The organism is Burkholderia sp. Bp9015 (assembly GCF_003853505.1).
Taxonomy (GTDB): Bacteria; Pseudomonadota; Gammaproteobacteria; order Burkholderiales; family Burkholderiaceae; genus Burkholderia.
This window is the reverse complement of record NZ_QTPZ01000002.1, coordinates 206,933-226,976: the sequence shown is the minus strand read 5'-3', so window position 1 is coordinate 226,976 and position 20,044 is coordinate 206,933. Positions and strand designations below refer to the sequence as shown.

Below are 20,044 nucleotides of genomic sequence, written 5' to 3'. Positions count from 1 at the left end.
AAGGTGTTCCGGATCGGCAACGGTTGACGTGGCATCCTGATCGTCACAATGGATAGCGTGGAAACGCGCGCCGAACGCATCGGGATCGGACCGAATATCGATATGATTTCCACGCGCGTACTGTTGGGCGGTCCTGCCTTTGCGAAACGGCAGGTATTGCAGGAGGCAAACACCTATTGTTCGTTGCAGGACGGAGCGATATTGCTTCATCACGAGCAACCGGGTAAATCTGCCCTGCACGGTGGCTACTGCGAGGCGGAGATTGCGTTTGATCGTCTGCAGGCAGGAGAACCGATGCTCAAGCGCCCGGCATCAAGGGCGATGCGACAAATGGCGTTGTGTCGAACCAGGTCGCGGTTACCAAGGTCAGGGAGAGTCCAAATGGGACAGTGCCGTCGCAACTATGCGCGCTTCGTCGTCACCAGCTCGATCGCCGGTCTGGTCATTCTGGCAGGCGCGGGCCACGCGCACGCCGAGGACAATCCTGCGAACTCGCCGGCCGGCTTCAAGCCAGCGGAAAGAAAGATCGACGTCTATGCGGTGTATGGCGACGGACGCGCGACCGAGGGTGGCGACATGCATTGGCGTGCGTACGAAGTCGGCTTCGGCGACGTCCTGAACGACTACTTCTCCGTCTATCTCGCGTACCTGAACGAGGGCCATCCGCTGAATCACCACCGCGATGGCTTCGCCGCGCTGGGTTCGTTCCGTTGGCCGCTCGGCAATCGCTTCGCGCTCGAATTGTCGGCCGGGCCGTATTTCAGCATGGACACGACACACGTCGACAATGAGCCGCGCAACGACAAGCGATGGGGGGTGCGTGCGTCTGCAGCGGTGCGGTATTACGTCGTTCCCGACCGCTTCTTCCTCAAGGTGCAGTACAACCACGTGCAGATGATCGGCGGATTCAACTCCGACGCGGTGCTCTTCGGCATCGGCTCGGATTTTGGCGGCGATCCGGGACCGGCGTTTTCGGACGGCAAGACGCAGGTCGGCGTGTGGGCCGGGACGTCGCAGACGAACCGTCCGCAAGTGCCGATCGAAAAGGGCTACATGGTCGAAGTCAAGCGGCCGCTCGGCAATGCGTGGGCCTATTCGGCGAGCTTCATCTACGAGGGCAACAACGGCGTCGCCGGCCGCAGAGGCGTGGCAGCGCAAATCTGGTACGTCGCGCCGATCAGGAGCAAATGGACGCTTTCGGCAGGCGTAGGTCCGTACCTGTCGCGTGATCGGGACGAGGCCTCGAGCACAACGAGGCTCAACGCGTTGCTCAGCGCACAGGTGACGTATCAGGTCACGCCCGATTGGGCGGCCAGCTTGCGCTTCAATCGCGTCGCAACCGGCAACGACAAGGATCAGGACATGTTCATGGTCGGCGTGGCACGCAATTTCTAGCGCTTGTTTTCAAGCGCAGGCGCATTCTGTTCACAGAGCGTTGCTCGACAAGGCAAAGAACCCGGCGGTCAGCGAGCGGTACGGCGGCACGGGCAGCGCGCTCGAGCACGGGTGGCGCCTCGACGTTCCCGCGATGCGAATCGAGACGCATGCCCATGCGCGGGCCGGTGCGCCTGTCGGCAATAGCGTATCGCGGCGCAGCGGCGCAACGGAACGACCGGCGAATGAATTCGGGGCCAGGGTGCCGGCTCATGGCTCGATCGCCGCGTACAATACGCACGAGCGCCCGTGCAAGGTCTCGCGAGCACGAATAGGCTGCCGAATATCCATCAGGCGCTTGGACGAAACCGGCTTCACCGGTCGATATCGCGAGCCCGTGCGGTCGCCTTCGAGCGCGCTTCCGATAGCCGGCTGCCAACCTGATAGAGTGCATGGCCACGAACAGGCCCGGCCCGTTGCGGAACTGCGCCCCGATCCATGTGACGCCCCAGCGGTTGGCGCCCGACAGGCGACGTCCAGCTACAGCATCAGGAGAAAATCAATGTCACGGCAAGAGCCGACCCATCAGGAGCAGCCACACTCGTCCACCCCGGTGAAGAGCGATCTGCCGTTTCCGGTTGTGGGCATCGGGGCATCCGCTGGCGGCACGACGGCCTTGCAGACCTTCTTCGAGAGCGCGCCGACGGGCATGGACATGGCGTTCGTGGTCATCGTCCATCTGGCACCGGCACAAGTCAGCCATATGGACAACGTCCTGCAGCACACGACGGGTATGCCGGTGCATCAGGTCACGACCACGGTAGCGATCGAAAAAAACCATATCTACGTGATCGCGCCCGGCATGCAGCTGGAGATGTCCGACGGTTGCCTTCGCTGTAGCCCGCTGAGCTCCGCCGAAGGCGCCGCGCTCTCGATCGACCACTTTTTCCGGACGTTGGCGGACGCTCACGACTCGCGCGCGATCGGCATCGTGCTGTCCGGTACCGGCTCGGACGGCGCGGCGGGCTTGAGCCGTATCAAGGAGGCGGGCGGCATCACGCTCGCCCAGACGCCGGACGATGCGGAGTACGCGGAGATGCCGCAGCATGCGATCTCGACGGCGCGCGTCGATATCGTGCTGCCGGCAGCCGAGATGCCGCAAAAATTGCTGGACCTCTGGGCGAATGCGCGACGCATCGAGCAACAGACCCTCGAACTCACGCAGATGCAGCAAATCGGCGATCGGCCCGGCGCCAATGATCCCGAACGGGCGCTGTCGGACATCCTGATGCACCTGCGGGTACGCACCGGCCACGATTTCAGGCTGTACAAGCGGGCGACGGTGCTGCGACGTATCGAGCGGCGCATGCAGGTGAACGGCCAGCGCGACATGCTCGCGTACCGCGACTTCCTGCGGACCGCGCCGGACGAGGCCAACGCGCTGCTGGCCGACATGCTGATCGGCGTGACCCAGTTTTTCCGCGATCGCGAGGCCTTCGACTTCCTCGAACGCGAGGTGATCGCCCAGTTGTTCGCGCCGGAATCCGCCGAGGAGCAGGTGCGGGTCTGGGTGGCCGGATGCGCGACGGGGGAAGAGGCGTATTCGATCTCGCTGCTGCTCGCGCGGGCACGCGAGGCGTCGATGTCGAGCCAGGCGATCCAGGTATTTGCGACCGATATCGACGAAGCCGCGATCGTCCGCGCACGCACGGGCTCCTACCCGCTGTCGATCGCGACGGACGTGCCTGCGCCGCTGCTGCAGCGCTACTTCACGCGCGAGGGCGCGCACTACGTGATTGCCAAGGCCGTGCGCGAGCGCATCCTGTTCGCCGCCCACAGCCTGCTGCGCGATCCGCCGTTCTCGCACCTCGACCTGATCTCGTGCCGCAACGTGCTGATCTACCTGGAGCGCGCGGTGCAGCGGCAGATCCTCGAGTTGTTTCATTTCGCGTTGCGTCCGAACGGCTATCTGTTCCTCGGCACCGCGGAATCGGCCGACGCAGCCGACGATCTGTTTACGGTCGTCGACAAGAAGCGGCGGATCTACCAGGCGCGCGTCGTCACGCATCGCGCGAAACCGGTCACGGGCTTCCCGCCGCTTTTCCAGGTCGAATCCGGCGGGGACGAGCGCTCCGCGCCTCAACCGCCGATGCGGGTTCCGGCCAGCCCGGCCCAGCGCAACTTCTCCTATTCGGAGCTTCATCAGCGTGCGCTGGAAACCTATTCACCGCCGAGCGTCATCATCGACAAGGAATCCAACGTGGTTCACCTGTCGGACAACGCCGGGCGATTCCTGCGGCATGTCGGCGGGGAGCTGTCCAGCAACATCATGACGCTGGTGCTGCCGGACCTGCGGCTCGACTTGCGCACGGCCATTTTCCGCGCGCTGCAAACGGGCACGAGCGTCGAGGCGCGGCGCGTCAAGTGGACGCACGAGGCCCGCGTGTCGTGGATCAACATGACGGTCAGGCCGTTTCACGACAAGGTCGCCAATTCGGAATTCCTGCTGATCGTGTTCGACGAGGTGGCCGGCCGCATGACCGAGGAGGATCAGGCGGAAGCGAGCGGACAGGATCCGGTGCTCGCGCAGCTCGAACAGGAGTTGCAGCACAGCCGCGAGCAACTGGCGACGATCATCGAGCAGTATGAAACGTCGGTCGAGGAGCTGAAGGCGTCGAACGAGGAGTTGCAGGCGATCAACGAGGAACTGCGCTCGACGAGCGAGGAGCTCGAAAGCAGCAAGGAAGAACTGCAGTCGGTCAACGAAGAGCTGACCACGGCGAACGCCGAAATGCAGGCGCGCATCGAGGACACGGCAAAGGCGAACGACGACCTTCACAACATCAGTTCGGTGGATGTCTCGCTGCAGGTCAACGAACATGCCGAGGCCGTGCTGCGTGTGGCAGATACCGGCAGCGGCATCGAGCCGTCGCTGTTGCCGCACATCTTCGACATGTTCCAGCAAAGCCGGGACTCGAACGCACGCCGTGCCGGCCTCGGCATCGGCCTTGCGCTGGTCAGGGATCTCGTGAGCCTGCATGGCGGCGCGGTACGGGCGGAATCGGAAGGTGTCGGCCGCGGCGCGACATTCACTATCACGCTCCCGACCCATCGCGCTGTCGCAATTACGAGTCCTGCCAGCGGACCCGTGGCGGAATCGTTGCACGGTCTGCATATCCTGATGGTCGATGACGACGCTACAACCGTCGAAACCTTCAAGGTCCTGCTGGAAAGCGATGGCGCGATCGTTCAGACGGCGACCAGCGGAGAAGAGGCGTTGTCCCTGCTCGACGGCCAGATACCGGACCTCGTCCTGTCCGATATCGGCATGCCGGGCATGGGTGGGTTGGCGTTCATCGCGAAACTACGCGAAGCGCCGGCGCTCAGATCGGTGACCTGTATCGCGCTCAGCGGCTTTGGCCAGGAGGCCGACGTGAAGGAGGCCACGAATGCCGGCTTCGATGCGCATCTGCTGAAACCGGTGGCACTGGACGACTTGCTGTCCGTTCTTGCGCGCTCGCGTCGTTGATGGCCGCTCCAGGACACCGTCGTGGCTCGCACTTATTTCTACCTCAACAAACCCGTCGATGGTCAGGATCCGGAAAAGGAGTTGTTCGAGCTCGACAAGGCCGGTTACACCGTCGTGCTCAGCCGCACCACGATCGAACATGTGCATCCGTACGTCGCGGCAGCCGGTCGGCCGGAACTGAAGGGGCTCTTGCGGCGTGTTGCTCCCGGCGATTCTCTGGTGGTACTCGAACTTTCCGCGCTCGGGTGCAGCGCGCGCGATGTACTTTCGACGTTGATGGCATGTCGCGACAAAGGAATTTCCGTCCTGTGCGTCGAACTCGGCAACGTGGACCTCGCAGGCCGTCCCGAACGGCAAGCGGTCAAAACGCTGCGCGCGATCGTCCAAATGGAAATCGCGACGAGAAGCCAACGCAGCCAGAACGGCCTGAAGTTCGCGCAGGAACGCGGACAGCATACTGGCCGCCCAGCCTCGCTGTCGCGCCACGATCAGGAGCGCGTCATGCGTTCGCTCGACAAAGGCCTGTCGGTCAGCGAGGTCGCACGTAAATTCGGCACCTCGCGTCAAACCGTCATGCGGATACGGGCGTCTTCCGCGACTGCCGCTACGGAAGACTGACGGGTGCGCAATTGTCTTGACTGCTCGGGTACAGTCGGAAGTGTAGTTGACATAATGCCGAAACTGGTACGGCCCCAAAGCTAACTTATGCTGGCGTTACACCTGCGGGAACAAGGCCCCACAAGCGTTAGCGGGTAGCGCCAGCCACCGAAAACCCTTGGAAAATTTTTCCCAAGCACCCAGCCAGATCGTCCGGACGTCTTGCGTTTTCGCACGCTCGTAGGCAGCGGCGGCGATCACTTCCATCGGATCGATACCACAGGCCTCTGCGATCTTGAGGGCAGTGGTTTCATCGAAATGGCTACGGCCAGCGCGGTAACCGCTGATCGTCGAAGCGCGGATGTTGAGTGCCTTCGCGAGCGCGTAGTCCGATTCAACACGAAGCGACCGCTTCGCATCGTCGAGATAGTCGACGGTTCCTTTCATTTGTAACCCCTTGAAAATGAAGATCAACCCTGCGGCGTAGGGTAGTTCGATATTCGAGAACATGCAACGATCGAGGGTTACGAATCGTTCGAGACCTTGACATAGTTTTAGACCTCGAACTATCCTCCGACCTATCGCCTCGGCAACTGGTCCTCAACCCCGCCAGTGCTGGATTTGCTACCCGGCCGCCGGGGCGGTGCTTCACGAAAACATCGTTATGGGGTTGAAAAAGGGGCAGCAACATGCAGACTTCGTCGCAACAGACCGTTACAAATCTCACGACTTCGAAACTGGTTGTCGGCCGGGATTCGCGCCAGAGCAGCACTGCTGGCGCCGTCGACGCCGCAGCCGATCATCAGTTCACGCTCGCCGCGCTCGCGGCAGCTTCACGAAATCCGGAACGCGCTATCCGGATGGCTGCGATGGTCAAGGCTTGCGCAGCCACTGAATCGCATTTGCTCGGAGTAGATAGTGGGGAAGGGAGTGGGGCGCCGGGTAGCCGCGCTGCGCGCCGAGCGACTCAGCACGCGCGGGCAAAAGAGTTCGAAGCTCGCGTCGTTGCGTCAGTAAAGATGGCTGTAGCTCGCCTCAATGGAGGCAATGACAGCGTCTATCACGGACGGGCCAAAAGCCGGCGAAACCTGCTCAATCTCTACGGCCAAATCTTCCAAAGCGGCAAGCAGCCCATCAAGGCTATCGGCATCGGTCACCGGATGCTGAACAAGCAAAGGAACCACCCGCGCAATGACGGCGCCGGTGGCGAGTGCCAGGGTGCTGGATAAGTCGATCACGTTGCCTATGGTGGCGGGCTTGTTCAGGTCGACCTCATCGTTCATAAATCCCCCGATTGGTAAAAAGTAGTTTGTAGGGCTCGGGGAGTATAGCGCGGAGAGGTTGCACGCCTGAGCAGCAGTCCATCGGCTATCGACTAGGCATTGGCTTACGAAAATCGGACTACTAACCGAATGGAGTCGAACATGTCGCAATTGCACCTGAAGCACGCCCGAATCCATCCGTCGAGCCTCGGCGGTTTTACGCTGGAGGGCCCGTATTTCCGCCGTGGTTGGCGCGTCGCTCGCGCGCTCGATCGCTTCTTCTATTGGCTGGGGGCGTGATCATGGAAGGCTCGATGGCATATCAGGCAGGACAGGCCGATGATGCGCGCGGCTGCGACCAGACCGACAACCCGTATCCGATGCTGTCGTGCGACTGGCACGATTGGGACGCGGGATGGTGCGACGCCTACAACGATGACGACCGCTGCCCGGACTACGAGGAGGCATTCCCGCAATGACCGCCTCGACCGCTTTCTCTGACCTCGGATACCGCCTGGACGACGGCGACATTGGTTATCTCGGCGATTCGCACATTTCGTTCACTGCTCGGCCGACGCCGAGCGTCGCGCATATCAATCCTACGCCGACCGGCAGCGCTGCCTGTGCCGCGCTCGTCGACCATCTTCATCATCGCTTCCCAGCTGCACACGAATCGCGCGCAGAGCGTAACGCGGTAACGCCTGATCGATATTGGGCAGCCATCTGCCGCATCGCGCGGGGATTCGTATGACGCGGGGCCGGACGTTCAGCATTGGCCGCACCGTCATGGTGTCGTCGAAGTCGGAAGAAACGGAATCGGCGGATGGCATGCGCGGTCGGATCGCGAGCGTCGATAACGGCATCGCGACGATCGAATGCTATCTCGCCGGCGACGAATGCGTAATCCGCCTGCCCCTCGGCGAACTCGTATTGTTGGACAGCGTCGCTGCATGAACGTCCGGAACAACGACCACGAATGGGCTAACGCGCAGGTCGCGGATCTTCCGCGCCCGTGGGCAATGCGTCTCCTGTCGCAGTGGGAGCGCCGCCGGTCGTCGTTCAACCGCTCGAAAGTCACCGCAGAGGGCACCGCGCGGCGGGCGGCAAACGAAGCGCTGCGCGACAGCGTTGCGCCATTGCTCCCTGCGTGCCCGCAATTGCCGCTCGGAGCAAACGACCATGATGTGTGCGATCTCGCTTGGAGCGCTGCCGAGGCATGCCGTGTGAAGTTGCTCCACATCGAGCGCGAGCAGCGTCGTGGCATGTTCGATGCTGGCGTGCTGCGCTCCGCAGGGCTGACGGAAGCGCAGGCGAAAGGTGCCGACGTGTTCGAGCAGCGTGTCGCACTGTCGGCGATCTGCGCCGGATACAACATCGACGCGCCGGACGAAACGTACGAAGACGGCCCGGCGGTGCGCCGGATGGTCGCCGCGAAGTGGTGGAAGGGCCGGCTCCGGAAAGCTCATGGTATGGCGAAGGAATCGGCCGCGATCTTGCTGGGGCTCGTGTCGCAAGACCGCGAGTGTTACGTGTCGAACGTCTCGGTGCGCGATCGTCAAGAGCAGAACGACCGCAACGCGGCCGCGCTCGATGCGACGATCGCCCGCAACATCGAAACCGATCAGGAATTCACGCTCGCGCAACTCGCCGCGAAGGGTACAGCCAACAAGTCGATCCGCCGAGCAGAGCTGATGACGCGCATCAACGGGTTCGAGCGCATCGCAATCGCAGCCGGCGATACAGGGATGTTTGCCACGATCACGTGCCCGTCGCGCATGCATCGCATGACGACGGTGTACGGGCGAGCACGCGCCAATACGAAGTGGGACGGCACGTCTCCCCGCGAGGCGCAAGCTCATCTGCGCAAAACGTGGGCGCGCATCCGCGCAGCGCTCGCGCGCAAAGACATCTGCATGTACGGCTTCCGGATTGCAGAACCGAACCATGACGGCACGCCGCATTGGCACTGCCTGCTGTTCTATCCGAAGCAGCATGACGCGACGGTGCGCGCGACGATCCGCCGCTATGCGCTCGCCGTCGACGGCGACGAGCGCGGCGCGCAGGAACGTCGCGTCGAACTCAGGCGCATGGACCCAGACAAGGGAACGGCGGCAGGCTACATCGCAAAGTACGTAGCGAAGAACATCGACGGCTATCGACTCGAAAAGGATCTGCACGGCAACGATTCGTTCGAAACGTCGGAACGTGTCGAAGCCTGGGCGACGCGCTGGCGAATCCGCCAGTTTCAGCAGATCGGCGGCCCGCCGGTGTCGGTCTGGCGTGAGCTGCGCCGCGTTGAGGCCGTGCCGAGCGATGCGCCGAAGTTCGTACAGCTCGCACACAACGCCGTAAACAAGGTAGCCGTTTATGAGGGGCGCGAGAACGCGTCCGTCGCATGGGATCACTACGTGCAGGCGCAAGGCGGCGTCGCGTGTGGCCGTGACTACCGTGTGCGCATCGCGAAAATCGAGAACGACCAGCCGAACCAGTACGGTGAAGACGGCGCACCGCGCATTGTCGGCATCGAGTACCACGAGGTGGCGAAGGTGCGCGATGTGCTCGGCAACTGGATCGACGTGATGCCGCGCACGGTCACGGTGCCGTCCAAGCGGTACACGTGGGAGATCACGCGCGCATCGCGCTCGGCGGCCGCGAAGGTCACGGGGACATTCGATGTCGCGATCACGCGCGGCGGATACGCCGAGCGCGGCGTCGACGGCATCGAGATTCCGGACCTGATCCTGAAGGGCGACGAATACGCGCAGTGGGCGGCCGAGCATCCGGCGGCGGCCGCAGATTGGGAGTTGGGTTTGGAGCACGCGCAGCGTGCGCCTTGGACTCGTGTCAATAACTGTACGCCGCCGCTTGAAGGCGGCGTCAGCGAGTACGAAAACAGCGGCTGGACGCACGACGATCGGCCGGAACAGACCAACGAAGGGGCCGGGGGCGGCCGAAACGAGCGCGAATGGAGGCCATATGACTATGAAAATTGATTGCCCGTGCTGCGGCGGCGAAATCGACGCGCGTCACACAGAGGGGCTGTCGACGACGTTCCGCCGCATGTACTTCGTCTGCGAGGACTGCGGCTATCGCACGCCGGCCGGCTTCGAGATTCTGTTTTCGCTGTCGGCGTCGGCACGGCCACGTGCCGGCGTCCAGCTCGACGTCATGCCGTCGACGCCACTGCGCGGAGCGGTCAACGCACGCACGACAATGCGCCAGGACGCACGAGCATGAGGTTCACGATCGCATGCCCGCATTGCGACACGCGCGGCATCGCGCGCGCGATGGAGAAGGTTTCCGAGACCGAGTGGCTGATCGACTTCCAATGCGATGAGGTGACGTGCGGACATACGTACCGCACGCGCGTGCAGATGGAGCCGCCCGAGCTGCCGATTCCGAAGCGGCCGCGCCGCACGACGCAAGAGTTCGAATTCGAAGTTTAATTGGAGAGACTATGCAAACGACAAAGGCCCACGCCAAATGGCTTAAGGGTGGAAACAACCCGATGTGGGAAGTATCGCATCGCGATACGGGGATAAAAGTGTGGTCGGGGAGCCGCATGACGCAAGCGTCATGCTCCTCGAACGCTGCGTTTTACCGAGTCTGCTCGAGATCGCACCGGTACAGGATAAACGGCAGGCAACCGAACAGCGGGAATATCGGTGCCTCGCCACGAACTGCGTTTGCAACGGCGTCGACGGGATCACGAGTCATCACCAGTTTAAAGGAGTTGGGCGCCCTATAGTCATGGAACACACACACTGTCAACACATATTCGAAGCGGTGCCGCCCGACGTTGGAATCGGATGGGATCAGCTGATTGCTCAGTGCAAATGGTGCGGACATCGGCCGAACGGTATCTAGGCGATATCGGAAAAATTGCGAATCAGTATCAGATAGATATCGACTCGATATTGTTTTATATATAGATCACTGCTCGGGGGGGGCAAAATGAAAATAGCAGTCGTGAATACCAAGGGCGGCGTCGGCAAATCGACGACCGCATTGCAGCTCGCAATCGGCCTGTCGCTCACCGGCGCGCGCGTCTGGCTCGTCGACGGCGATCGACAGGAAACCGCGATCAGCGCGATCACGATCCGCGCCGAAAGCGGCCGGCCGCCGCTGGCGGCGTCAGCCTATTCGAATGGCGCCACGCTGCGCGCCCAGGTGACGGCGCAGGCCGGCGCATTCGATCACGTCGTCATCGATGCAGGCGTGGGCGATTCGACCGCGTTGCGCGCCGCTCTGACGGTCGCTGACGTGGCGCTGATCCCCTTCGTGCCGCGCTCGTTCGAAGTGTGGGCGGTGAAGGACATCGCCGAGCTGATCGACGAAGCACGCGCCGTGCACGACCTGAAGGCGCTAGCGTTCATGAACCTCGCCGATGTGAGCGGACCGGACAATCGCGACGCGGCGGCGGCGCTGTGCGAGTTCTCCACGTTCGAACTGCTCGACTGCCGGCTCACACGCCGGAAGGCCTTCGCGAACGCGGCCGCCGCCGGGCTGCACGTCGAAGAAATGCCGCGCCGGGATCCGGCCGCGTGCGCGGAAGCCGAGCGCCTGCTCGATGCCGTTCTGGCCGCGTAACGCTATTGAAGCAATACCGAACCGGTATCAAAGCGATATAGGTTTAATATCGAAAGAGGGTTAGCATGACGATCACGAAACGGCCGGACGCACGCAAAGCGGCGGCGATCGAGCAATTCATCGGCAGTGCGCCGGACGCGGCCGCGCCAGAACAGTCGACCGTCGCGAAGGCTCATGCGCACCGGCGTCAGAAAAAGGAGACGATCAGCCTCGGGATCGATCCGACGCTGCTCGCGCGCGTCGACACGGTGGCCGCACGTCTGGGCGTCAGCAGGGCGGCCGCATTCGCGATGGCGGCATCGCGGTTCGTCGAAGCGGAGGGTGCATGATAGATCGGGCGCACGGTGGATTTACCACGCGGCGGCTTGGGCGCCGTCGCGTCAGATCACCGATTTGGGGCACTTCGGACGGAAGTGCCAACACATTGGCGCGCAAGAGACGTAATGAGTTTTAAATTCGTTGTCAATAGGCAGACTGGGCGCTGTTGCTTTTTATGGAATAAATTCACCGGCGCTTTGGATCATTACGTGCCACAGGGCTAGTGATTTCAGCGGGTCACTATTGGAACGATTCGATTATATATTACGAGATAATTCTATTTTAAAGGCAATAAAGACAATGGCTTCGGAAAGCAAATCATTCGATTCGCAAAAAACTTATAGGTGCCCAAGCTGCGACTCATTAAATCCAATCCTAGAAAATTCCATATTTGATTATTTGGTTGGAAACAAAATTAAATGCCCAAATTGCGAAGAGCCCATTGATTGGTGGGGAATGGTTCGCACTATAATTTTCGAAAATTTCATGTTTAATGAGGCGTTTTCCCCAATCGGCGCGAAAACAACCCTGTTTAAGTTAAATATCAAAAATGGTCAAAGCGGACATTATCGCCTGAGTGATTTCAATGTCCCGGATGGCGCACGTGTGCTGTATACAAATTACACGCCTGAAGGGACACCAACGGGCGCCCTGATGCCTATCGAGGTACACGGAAACGTACCGACACGCGTTCGCCCTCGCGATGAGGTGAGTTTTTATCCTCAGCCGATTGGCGAGATTCCACCGGATGAAGTGACGGTTTGCGTTATGGTTACTTGGATACCCGATGCGCGAGGTGACGCCGTTTGGGAGGGATTGGTAAATGCATTCGAAGCCTACGTAAACGATGACTATGACGCGGCAATTGTTCCAGCAAACGTCGCAGTAGAAGCAAACCTGTCCAAGTTTATGTACGAATTCCTTACTTGCCAAGGTATCGCACGGAAGCGCACAGAGTCGTTTCTATCGGACGCCGCTACCTATAGCCATCAGCTTAACGTTTTGCTCCCACTTGTTACCAGTCTCACCGGGCTGCCCAAGCTGTCGGATGACATTCGAGGACGTCTCAACACGCTGCGAGGGCTGCGTAATGAGATTGCGCACCATGGCCGTACTGAAAAGCCTCTGACGAAAGACACAGTTGCCGATTTACTTACTGCATCGCTGTTCGGGTTGCGCTATGTGCAATTGCTGACTAATGAATACCAACGTAAGCAGAACTGACCCGGTCAGACGGCTTTCCAGGCAGTGTCGCATGGTTTGGCGAAACACTGTCCGGATATACCGAAGACTCCCAAGCCAACGCGAGTCAGCGCGCGCAGAGCGCCAGCAAGCGGTCGGCGGGTGCAAGGGTGGCTGCGTCATTGCCGCGAGTGCTGGAGGCCGGTGGCGAGGCTGGCAGCGGCCGAGAAGGGGGCCCGGCGCGAGGGCGGATCGCGGTTCGCATACATCGATCACGATCCCTGAAACGCGGTCCCCCCTCCCCGCCTGCCCGGTTCTTGTCTCCCTACTTTTGACGCACTGGGCAACCAGCCGGCCAGCCGCGCCGGCTGGCTGTCTCCGGCCGATTTTGACGTTGCAAGAATGGCGCAATTTGACGCGAAAAGCGGGGCAATTGATGCGCCGCGAACAACAATCAGCGTCGCGCGGCAGGTAGTCGGTCACTCCGAGAAACTCCATGCAGCTAACAAAGCTTAGTGCTCGCGTCCAGGAAAGCGTTGAAGGAAGTTTAAGGAAGTCGCAAGTTTCCCCAAATTCTTACCTGCTGTAGTAAAGTTTGAACTGCGCTATATTCACCATAGACGAACAGAAATAGAGCGACATTCACAGGCGTTCGGCAAACAAACACATCGGGGAAAATAGTTATGGAATGGCGTCCCGCAGAGGCAGGTGATAACCGCAACTTCAAGATACCGGAACGATGGCTGCATATATATTACTATGAGGCCTTCAATATCCTTTTTCGGTTCGAAAATGCCCTTCGGCTATTTGTCTACGTGGTTCTTAAGCGCCAACTCGGGAAAAACTGGGATTTGGCATCCCTAGGGGACGGCATTACAATTAGAACCGAAACAAAGAAGCGAATTCATCAGACCCGTGAGCATGGATATCTCGGATATGAAGTTTCATCGCCAATGCTCTTTTTGAATAGTGGCGAACTTACGCAAATAATCACTTCTGAAGTTTACTGGAAGTACTTTGCACCTTTTTTTCGGGCAAGCAAAGCTATCGTACTTACTAAGCTTCAGGAAATTGGAACCGTCCGCAATTCGCTGGCTCATTTCCGACCAATTAAGCAAGACGACATCGACCTCATTAAGCAAAACTCCAAACATTTGCTGATCGAGATCGAAAATTGTCTCGTACGGCTAACCTCGATAAGTGACGTGGTACCGACAAATTCCGGTGACGCATGGTACAAAGAATTGAAGCCAATAGAAAATGACCATTGGCGTACAAATCTACTTTCGAGCCTCGATCAACAATGGATCAGAGCCCAACTTACTTACACCATTCCAGTCTTGCAAAAGAGCGGATTTTCCAAATACATCAACTACAAAGTTGGAGCGCTGCGAACCCCTCAAATACTTCGCCTTTATCCAGAGATAAGAGAAACTTGCATCTACCTGAGTGAGAGTGCTGCCCTCGCGAGAATGAGCGATAACCAAGCACTACAAGCAACGAAGACCGTAAGCATCGTGTTTTCAAAATCCACACTTGAATCCAGCCTCAATGAAATTGGGACCGCGCTAAAGGCAATGGCGCTCAAGGTCGAGGCTGAGACCGAGCTAATCCAGCAAGACGGCCTTGCTCGCGGGGATCTTGTTGAGGCCAAAAATATTTCGGCTGTACTTCGCGATAGCACTTCGGGAAATTCTTACTGGAGCTTCAACACCGAGTCCCTGACCGCATCGGTAGTAGATATAGACGAAGTCGAATACTGGGGGCAAAGATCGCATTACACGACCGACTTCATTTCGTCTACATCTCGCTACCCGTGGATGCCATCCTCGGTGTCAGAAGAGGAAATCCCCTTCTAATGTCACTGCTGGCAGGCATATATCGTCTGCGTAGAGAGATTAGAACCGTAGCGCGGGCAGGTACCATTTAGCCGCCCGAGCGGCAACTGACCGAACGGTGAACTTCGAGCGGTCCCGAGCGGGCCGCTAGTAAACTCGCGCAGCCAAAGCAAAGACCTACGCGCGCCCTTATCGGGACCGGCCGTGCGACCTACTCGGCACCTCCCTTGGACACGACGACGAGCAGATGGTCGGTCTGAACTATACCAAGCGTCGAAATCACCGGCATCGACCACTGATCGTAGATTTTGCAACACGAACGTCACCGAACTACCGATAACTATGAGATTGCGCAGCCCACTCACGCGCCGCTCTCGCTGCACCCTGAGTAAATCGTCGAGACCATGCATGGCCGTCTGCGGTGTCTCCTCAACACTCTGCAGGACAACCTCAATTTCCGCCTCTTTGCCATTCACATTTATCCAGAAAACCTGATAAGTGAATGGTGATTTGAAGAATCAGCACTATCATCAGGCACAAGGTAATTCCCTGATGCCCCACTTTCGACTCTGAAATATGCTGACTGAACCTCTTCTCTACCGAAGCCCATCCTCCAAGTGTAATAAACGTCAACTTTTAGGCGACCACCCGTGGGTATCCGACTTTGCGTGAAACACCCTCTCGATGCAACTCCGCCAGATTGAAACTTCTCAATTCGTCTCAGCGTTCTACCATTGATTTCCAGGTCTTTAATGTCCGCAGAGGAGCCCATAATCTCACAAGAGAAATGAACATTGTATAAAGGGAAGTTTCCCTTATTGGCCACAACAAACTGCGTTTGGAATTCTTGACTGGGATCGAGATTGACCCCCGGTGAAATTGCAACGCTCGGTCCAAAATAAGTCCAGAGTGAAATGGCGGTAGAGAGCGGACCAGCAATACCCCAAAACATGCCCCACCACCGAATCATGGCTGTCCATTGCAACTTCGATCCAGCCGGGACACGTGGCGCAACCGGCGTTTGCGGCGTTGGCCGCAATTCGGCACCCCGTTTGTTCGTGAACTTACTTTTTTCGTTCCCCATTTTTTCCTCATCGACTCTGCTAATTCTTACGCCTGATTTTAGCTGCTATCAACATCCGATAACGAGGCCTACGGGTCGGAAAGCGAGTCCCACTGCCGAAAACTCGGCACCTGCAAGCAGATCGCTGGGCGTCCGCTTTTGGCCCGAACGCCGACGCTCCTCCCCGGCGTTCCCCCCGAAAATCCACGAAGAACCAAAATTCAGGTCGATTTGGGCGGCATTTCGACCGCCGGAAGGGCGTAGTCGTCAAATCGAACGACTTCCTCACCGGCCCAGTCGTTCAGCGCGAGGAACCGCGTCTGCAAGGGCGAAATTTCGTTGCGCGCGAACACGCGCGCAGCAGTGTCAGCCGCCCCGAAGCCGCCCGTATTGCTCGGCACGATGCCGAGCAGCTGCGGCGGCACGCGATGCGCGGCGAGCAGGTCGTCGCGCGTCACGTTCTTGATGTTGAAAAACTCATCCTTCGCCGCGACCTCCGACACCGGGATCAGTTGCAGGCCGTCTTTCTTGCCGTTTGGCGCATACACGAACAGGTTGCGGAAATTGCCCGGTCCCTTCGCGTTTTTCAGTGCGTTGCGCAGGTTGTCGACGTCGGCCTGGTTCGATTGCGCGTCCGTCAGGTACATGATGAAGCCGGCATGACTGCCGTTTTCGTAGTAGCGGCGGCGGAACAGCGTCGACGACTCGTTCAGCCAGGCCGCGTGCAGGGCACCGAGGTATTCGGGCAGGCCGTACACCTCCTGATTGATGTCGGCTTCCATCAGGTGGAAAACCGAGCCGGTCGGGAACTCGTATTTCGTCCGAAACCCGTCGGTCTGAACGTAGTCGACAAGATTGACCTTGCTGCGAACGTATTTCGCCGGCGCCGGCGCGTACTCGATCGTGCTGCCGAGCCGGTTCTTTTTCCGCTCGATGATCCCGTTACCGAAGATCAGGAAATCGAGCGCCCATCGGCTGAACGCTTCGCGCGACAGTTTCGGGTGCGGAATGAACGTCGACGCGAGCACGTTGCGCTTGAAGAAGATCGCGGACGCGTGATGCGTGCCGGCGCGGAACGATTTCGCGAGTCCGATGAAGCTCACGGGCGGCTCGTACCACTCGCCGTTCGACAGCACCTCGCAATAGTCGAGGATGTCCGCGCGCGATAGCACGGGCATCGGATCGCCGAACGTGAACGCCTCGCCGGAAGGCGCGGCCGGTGCCGGAGTGGGGCGCGCCGCACGTGCACGCGGCAGGCGTTGATTCTTCTTCATCACGACATCTCCATGAAACTGGTGTTGTTGGCGGTCATGCCTTCCAGCGGCTCGTTACCGAGCGCGTGCAGGCAGGCCCACGCAAGGTCGGCGTGCCCAATGTCCTCGCTGCGACCGGCGTAGTAGGTGACTTGGCGGCCGCTGGCCGTGAGGGTCTTCTTGATCGCCATGAACGCCTGGGCAATGTCCGTGCGGCCGGCGTCAAATTCGAGGCGGCCTTTGCTGATGACCGACTGTCCCTTCAGCACGAGCCGCCCCTTCACCTCCGGCGAATAGTTCAGCGCGACGGCGGCCGGGAAGAACTGGATCACGTGCTGATACACGCCTTGCCCCATGCCGGTCGTGTCGATCGCCATGTAGGTGATGTTGTATCGCTGCGTGAGCTGGCGAATCGCGTTGGCCTGCGCCTCGAAATCCATCTTGTGCCACTGCAACGCTTCGAGCACGCGGAATTTCCCGCCCGGTACGGAAGGCGGAGCGAGAATCACGCAGCCGGCCGAGTCGCCAGTGAGCGACGGGTCGTAGCCGAGCCAGACCGGACGGTGGCCATACGGGCGAATCATCAGGTGTTCGACGTCTTCCCATACGTCCCAGGTATCGACCATGCAACGCTGCAGTTCGGCGAATGGAAACACCGACTGGCTATCGTCGATGAACTGGCACATCAGCAGGTTCGCGAACTCGTCCGCGCTGTACTCGAGACGCAGCTCGTCCATGTCGAACAGGTTGCAGCCGCCGGCGACCGCATCTTCGACGGTCACGATCTGCCGCCACTGACGGTCTTCGCAGATCCGTCCGAACGACAGCGCGGCGTGCGAGACGTCGATATTGATGTGGTCGGCCTTCGCGCGGCCGCGGTTGTAGTGCGCGCCAGTCCAGAACGAATACGCCTCGTGCGTGATGCTCGATGGTGTAGAGAAGTACGTCTTGCGCCAGTGCTTGTGCATCGCCATGCCACTGGCGACCTTGTTCAGCGTCTTGAAGCCGTGGACCCAGAAATACTCGTCGAAATAGAAGTTGCCGTGATAGCTCTGCGCGGTCTTCGAGTTGGTGCTCAAGAAAATCAGCTCGGCGCCCGTGCTCGGCAACAGGATCGTGTCGCCAGTCAGCTCGACCTCGATGACCTCGCGCGCGAACGCGCAGATGTACTGCCGGAACACGTGGACCTGCGCCTTGCTGGCCGACAGAAAAATCTGGTTCCGGCCGGTTTGCAGCGCGTCGTCGAGCGCTTCGCGCGCGAAATAGAACGTCGCACCGATCTGCCGCGACTTCAGCAGGTTACGCGTGCGGTTGTCGCCATTTCGATACCAGACCTTCTGGTAGTCGAACTGCGATTCAAGGAATGCGTCATGCAGCTTCGCCGCTTGCTCGGGCGTGATGACGTTGCGCGCGTGGCGCTTCTTCGGACCTTCGTTCCGCGTTTTGATGGCCGGATTCAAGTCGGATTCCTTGCCCGTCTCGCTGTACTTGCGACAGCGGTGCATCCGCTCCATCTCGCGGCCGAGCAGGTCGATTTCCTTGAAGTCGACCGGATCTTTCGGATCCTTCGCGATCAGCAACATCATCCGCGCTTCGAGTGCTGACTCTACGCGCTCGACCGGCGTCGCCTTGTCCCACTGGTCGCGCTGTTTCCACGATTCGACGGTCGAGCGGGATTCGTTCAGCGAACGCGCAATCGACGAGATGCGCCAACCCTTCCAATACAGGTCGCGCGCGATCCGCCTCGGTTCGATATCGGTCGCAGTGGTTTCGGCTGTTTCGATCATGCCCGAAGCGTAACGGCCACGCGCGCGCGCGCGGCGCATGACCGTTTGTACTCCGACAGATTACGGAACCCTATCGTTGTTCATGGACGAGCAACCCGGCAACATTCAGTTACACAAGTCGCACGTTGTAACAAGCGACGTCACATCAGAACGGAACCTGAGAGGATTTCGATGAAGCGATCGGCGAAACGGATCATGATTGTGGGCGCGTCTGCGCTCAGCGCGGCGATCGCCGCGATGCTCACACCGATGTACGCACACGCGGCTGTCGTCGGCGAGCAGGTTCGCGCACTGGTCGGCCATACCGACATGCTCGCTACCATCGCAGGTCACGGCTCTGTTGTTGGCGGTCTCGGCCTCGTATCGCTCGCGATCGGCAGCGTGGCGGGCACGGGCAATCACGCCACCACGTCGAAATGGTTCCGCGTCGCAGTCGAGGGCGCAACGACGGACGGCCGCACCATCGAGCGTGACTGGATCACGCAGATGGCGGCCACGTACAACCGCGATATGTACGGCGCGCGCGTGAACTGCGAGCATATTCGCGGCTACTCGCCGATGTCCGGATCGAATCCGAACCCGTTCGGCTCGTATGGCGACGTGATCGCGCTGCGCGCCGAAGTGATCAGCGACGGCCCGCTGAAAGGCAAGCTCGCGCTGTATGCGCAGATCCAACCGACGCCCACGCTCGTCGAGCTGACGAAGCAATCCCAGAAAATCTACACGTCGATCGAGGTCGCGCCGTCGTTCGCCGACACCAAACAGGCATACCTCATCGGCCTCGCTGTCACCGACAGCCCGGCGAGCCTCGGCACCGAAATTCTCGCATTCGCGGCGGGCCAGGGCGAAAACAGCCCGTTCGCCGGCCGCAAGCAACACCGTGACAACCTGTTCACGGCCGCCGAAGAAACCGTGATCGAGTTCGAAACGGCAACGCCGTCGTTGTTCGGCCGCGTCGCCGAGCTGCTGGGCGTGTTCCGCAACAAGAGCGAGACCGACGAGAAGCGCTTCACCGACGCTGCCCAGGCAATCGAGGCACTTGCCACGTTCGGCAAGGAACAGTCCGAAGCACTCGCGAAGCTGACGGGCCGCGTCGACACGCTGTCGTCCGACCTGACGAAAGAGCGCGATGCGCACAAGGCGACCGCCGACGAGCTGCACGCGCTGAAAGAAACGTTGTCGGCGCAACCGGGGAGTGCACCGCGTCCGCCGGCGACCGGCCAAGCTGCCGCCGTCACGACCGACTGCTGA

20 protein-coding genes are annotated in these 20,044 nt (G+C 60.1%); 15 read left to right on the top strand and 5 right to left on the bottom strand.

Going from position 1 to position 20,044, the window contains the following annotated elements:
* Positions 1 to 381: 381 nt before the first annotated feature.
* The 3 genes from DIE12_RS03405 to DIE12_RS03395 all read left to right on the top strand — a co-directional run bounded on the left by DIE12_RS03405 (position 382) and on the right by DIE12_RS03395 (position 5,521).
* Entirely contained in the window at positions 382 to 1,395 is a 1,014-nt protein-coding gene (locus DIE12_RS03405) for a hypothetical protein (RefSeq protein ID WP_124519948.1), read from the top strand.
* Positions 1,396 to 1,936: 541 nt separating this feature from the next.
* Positions 1,937 to 4,903, top strand: a complete 2,967-nt coding sequence (locus DIE12_RS03400) for a CheR family methyltransferase (protein WP_124519835.1) — start codon at positions 1,937 to 1,939, stop codon at positions 4,901 to 4,903.
* A gap of 21 nt (positions 4,904 to 4,924) precedes the next feature.
* The gene (locus DIE12_RS03395; RefSeq protein WP_124519836.1) at positions 4,925 to 5,521 is read left to right on the top strand and encodes a recombinase family protein; all 597 of its coding nucleotides are present in this window, start codon (positions 4,925 to 4,927) and stop codon (positions 5,519 to 5,521) included.
* A gap of 96 nt (positions 5,522 to 5,617) precedes the next feature.
* Here DIE12_RS03395 and DIE12_RS03390 read toward each other — a convergent pair whose 3' ends face one another.
* Together DIE12_RS03390 and DIE12_RS03385 are read right to left on the bottom strand one after the other, a co-directional pair.
* The gene (locus DIE12_RS03390) at positions 5,618 to 5,947 is read right to left on the bottom strand and encodes a helix-turn-helix domain-containing protein (RefSeq protein WP_124551110.1); all 330 of its coding nucleotides are present in this window, start codon (positions 5,945 to 5,947) and stop codon (positions 5,618 to 5,620) included.
* A gap of 563 nt (positions 5,948 to 6,510) precedes the next feature.
* The gene (locus DIE12_RS03385) at positions 6,511 to 6,783 is read right to left on the bottom strand and encodes a hypothetical protein (RefSeq protein ID WP_124551105.1); all 273 of its coding nucleotides are present in this window, start codon (positions 6,781 to 6,783) and stop codon (positions 6,511 to 6,513) included.
* Between the two features lie 141 nt (positions 6,784 to 6,924).
* Between DIE12_RS03385 and DIE12_RS37955 the strand changes: the two genes are divergently transcribed.
* The 11 genes from DIE12_RS37955 (at position 6,925) to DIE12_RS03340 (ending at position 14,711) form a co-directional block, all read left to right on the top strand.
* Positions 6,925 to 7,062: a hypothetical protein gene (locus tag DIE12_RS37955; RefSeq protein ID WP_185641225.1), complete on the top strand. Its 138-nt coding sequence runs from the start codon at positions 6,925 to 6,927 to the stop codon at positions 7,060 to 7,062.
* A 14-nt stretch (positions 7,063 to 7,076) separates the two neighbouring features.
* Positions 7,077 to 7,241 (top strand): hypothetical protein, encoded by a 165-nt coding sequence (locus DIE12_RS37950; RefSeq protein WP_185641224.1) that lies wholly within the window; start codon positions 7,077 to 7,079, stop codon positions 7,239 to 7,241.
* Positions 7,238 to 7,513 (top strand): hypothetical protein, encoded by a 276-nt coding sequence (locus DIE12_RS03380; protein WP_124551104.1) that lies wholly within the window; start codon positions 7,238 to 7,240, stop codon positions 7,511 to 7,513. The genes DIE12_RS37950 and DIE12_RS03380 overlap by 4 nt, the downstream gene beginning before the upstream one ends.
* Positions 7,510 to 7,716 carry a hypothetical protein gene (locus DIE12_RS03375; protein ID WP_185641223.1) on the top strand — a complete coding sequence of 69 codons (207 nt, stop codon included), beginning with the start codon at positions 7,510 to 7,512 and terminating at the stop codon, positions 7,714 to 7,716. The genes DIE12_RS03380 and DIE12_RS03375 overlap by 4 nt, the downstream gene beginning before the upstream one ends.
* A gap of 269 nt (positions 7,717 to 7,985) precedes the next feature.
* The gene (locus tag DIE12_RS03370; RefSeq protein WP_260428997.1) at positions 7,986 to 9,755 is read left to right on the top strand and encodes a replication endonuclease; all 1,770 of its coding nucleotides are present in this window, start codon (positions 7,986 to 7,988) and stop codon (positions 9,753 to 9,755) included.
* On the top strand, positions 9,739 to 9,999 hold the full coding sequence (locus tag DIE12_RS03365) for an ogr/Delta-like zinc finger family protein (RefSeq protein ID WP_185641222.1): 261 nt from the start codon (positions 9,739 to 9,741) through the stop codon (positions 9,997 to 9,999). Before DIE12_RS03370 ends, DIE12_RS03365 begins: the two co-directional genes overlap by 17 nt.
* Positions 9,996 to 10,208: an ogr/Delta-like zinc finger family protein gene (locus tag DIE12_RS03360; RefSeq protein ID WP_124551101.1), complete on the top strand. Its 213-nt coding sequence runs from the start codon at positions 9,996 to 9,998 to the stop codon at positions 10,206 to 10,208. The genes DIE12_RS03365 and DIE12_RS03360 overlap by 4 nt, the downstream gene beginning before the upstream one ends.
* A gap of 508 nt (positions 10,209 to 10,716) precedes the next feature.
* Entirely contained in the window at positions 10,717 to 11,352 is a 636-nt protein-coding gene (locus tag DIE12_RS03355) for an AAA family ATPase (RefSeq protein ID WP_124551100.1), read from the top strand.
* 65 nt (positions 11,353 to 11,417) lie between these two features.
* Complete coding sequence (locus DIE12_RS38485) at positions 11,418 to 11,681, top strand: hypothetical protein (RefSeq protein ID WP_124551099.1); 264 nt, start codon at positions 11,418 to 11,420, stop codon at positions 11,679 to 11,681.
* A 289-nt stretch (positions 11,682 to 11,970) separates the two neighbouring features.
* The gene (locus tag DIE12_RS03345; RefSeq protein WP_124551098.1) at positions 11,971 to 12,894 is read left to right on the top strand and encodes a hypothetical protein; all 924 of its coding nucleotides are present in this window, start codon (positions 11,971 to 11,973) and stop codon (positions 12,892 to 12,894) included.
* 641 nt (positions 12,895 to 13,535) lie between these two features.
* Complete coding sequence (locus DIE12_RS03340) at positions 13,536 to 14,711, top strand: hypothetical protein (RefSeq protein ID WP_124551097.1); 1,176 nt, start codon at positions 13,536 to 13,538, stop codon at positions 14,709 to 14,711.
* Positions 14,712 to 15,168: 457 nt separating this feature from the next.
* On the opposite strand, the gene DIE12_RS03335 is transcribed toward DIE12_RS03340, so the two are convergent.
* The 3 genes from DIE12_RS03335 to DIE12_RS03325 all read right to left on the bottom strand — a co-directional run bounded on the left by DIE12_RS03335 (position 15,169) and on the right by DIE12_RS03325 (position 18,793).
* Positions 15,169 to 15,774 carry a hypothetical protein gene (locus DIE12_RS03335; protein WP_124551096.1) on the bottom strand — a complete coding sequence of 202 codons (606 nt, stop codon included), beginning with the start codon at positions 15,772 to 15,774 and terminating at the stop codon, positions 15,169 to 15,171.
* 200 nt (positions 15,775 to 15,974) lie between these two features.
* Positions 15,975 to 17,030: a phage portal protein gene (locus DIE12_RS03330; protein WP_124551095.1), complete on the bottom strand. Its 1,056-nt coding sequence runs from the start codon at positions 17,028 to 17,030 to the stop codon at positions 15,975 to 15,977.
* Positions 17,027 to 18,793: a terminase ATPase subunit family protein gene (locus tag DIE12_RS03325; RefSeq protein ID WP_124551094.1), complete on the bottom strand. Its 1,767-nt coding sequence runs from the start codon at positions 18,791 to 18,793 to the stop codon at positions 17,027 to 17,029. Before DIE12_RS03325 ends, DIE12_RS03330 begins: the two co-directional genes overlap by 4 nt.
* Before the next feature lie 237 nt (positions 18,794 to 19,030).
* Between DIE12_RS03325 and DIE12_RS03320 the strand changes: the two genes are divergently transcribed.
* The gene (locus DIE12_RS03320; protein WP_260428996.1) at positions 19,031 to 20,044 is read left to right on the top strand and encodes a GPO family capsid scaffolding protein; all 1,014 of its coding nucleotides are present in this window, start codon (positions 19,031 to 19,033) and stop codon (positions 20,042 to 20,044) included.

Excerpts from the sequence above, each read along its gene's own strand:
- DIE12_RS03405 (WP_124519948.1), top strand. The coding sequence starts at position 382 with ATGGGACAGTGCCGTCGCAACTATGCGCGCTTCGTCGTCACCAGCTCG.
- DIE12_RS03400 (WP_124519835.1), top strand. The coding sequence starts at position 1,937 with ATGTCACGGCAAGAGCCGACCCATCAGGAGCAGCCACACTCGTCCACC.
- DIE12_RS03390 (WP_124551110.1), bottom strand. The coding sequence starts at position 5,947 with ATGAAAGGAACCGTCGACTATCTCGACGATGCGAAGCGGTCGCTTCGT.
- DIE12_RS03385 (WP_124551105.1), bottom strand. The coding sequence starts at position 6,783 with ATGAACGATGAGGTCGACCTGAACAAGCCCGCCACCATAGGCAACGTG.
- DIE12_RS37955 (WP_185641225.1), top strand. The coding sequence starts at position 6,925 with ATGTCGCAATTGCACCTGAAGCACGCCCGAATCCATCCGTCGAGCCTC.
- DIE12_RS37950 (WP_185641224.1), top strand. The coding sequence starts at position 7,077 with ATGGCATATCAGGCAGGACAGGCCGATGATGCGCGCGGCTGCGACCAG.
- DIE12_RS03380 (WP_124551104.1), top strand. The coding sequence starts at position 7,238 with ATGACCGCCTCGACCGCTTTCTCTGACCTCGGATACCGCCTGGACGAC.
- DIE12_RS03375 (WP_185641223.1), top strand. The coding sequence starts at position 7,510 with ATGACGCGGGGCCGGACGTTCAGCATTGGCCGCACCGTCATGGTGTCG.
- DIE12_RS03365 (WP_185641222.1), top strand. The coding sequence starts at position 9,739 with ATGACTATGAAAATTGATTGCCCGTGCTGCGGCGGCGAAATCGACGCG.
- DIE12_RS03360 (WP_124551101.1), top strand. The coding sequence starts at position 9,996 with ATGAGGTTCACGATCGCATGCCCGCATTGCGACACGCGCGGCATCGCG.
- DIE12_RS03355 (WP_124551100.1), top strand. The coding sequence starts at position 10,717 with ATGAAAATAGCAGTCGTGAATACCAAGGGCGGCGTCGGCAAATCGACG.
- DIE12_RS38485 (WP_124551099.1), top strand. The coding sequence starts at position 11,418 with ATGACGATCACGAAACGGCCGGACGCACGCAAAGCGGCGGCGATCGAG.
- DIE12_RS03345 (WP_124551098.1), top strand. The coding sequence starts at position 11,971 with ATGGCTTCGGAAAGCAAATCATTCGATTCGCAAAAAACTTATAGGTGC.
- DIE12_RS03340 (WP_124551097.1), top strand. The coding sequence starts at position 13,536 with ATGGAATGGCGTCCCGCAGAGGCAGGTGATAACCGCAACTTCAAGATA.
- DIE12_RS03335 (WP_124551096.1), bottom strand. The coding sequence starts at position 15,774 with ATGGGGAACGAAAAAAGTAAGTTCACGAACAAACGGGGTGCCGAATTG.
- DIE12_RS03325 (WP_124551094.1), bottom strand. The coding sequence starts at position 18,793 with ATGATCGAAACAGCCGAAACCACTGCGACCGATATCGAACCGAGGCGG.
- DIE12_RS03320 (WP_260428996.1), top strand. The coding sequence starts at position 19,031 with ATGCTCACACCGATGTACGCACACGCGGCTGTCGTCGGCGAGCAGGTT.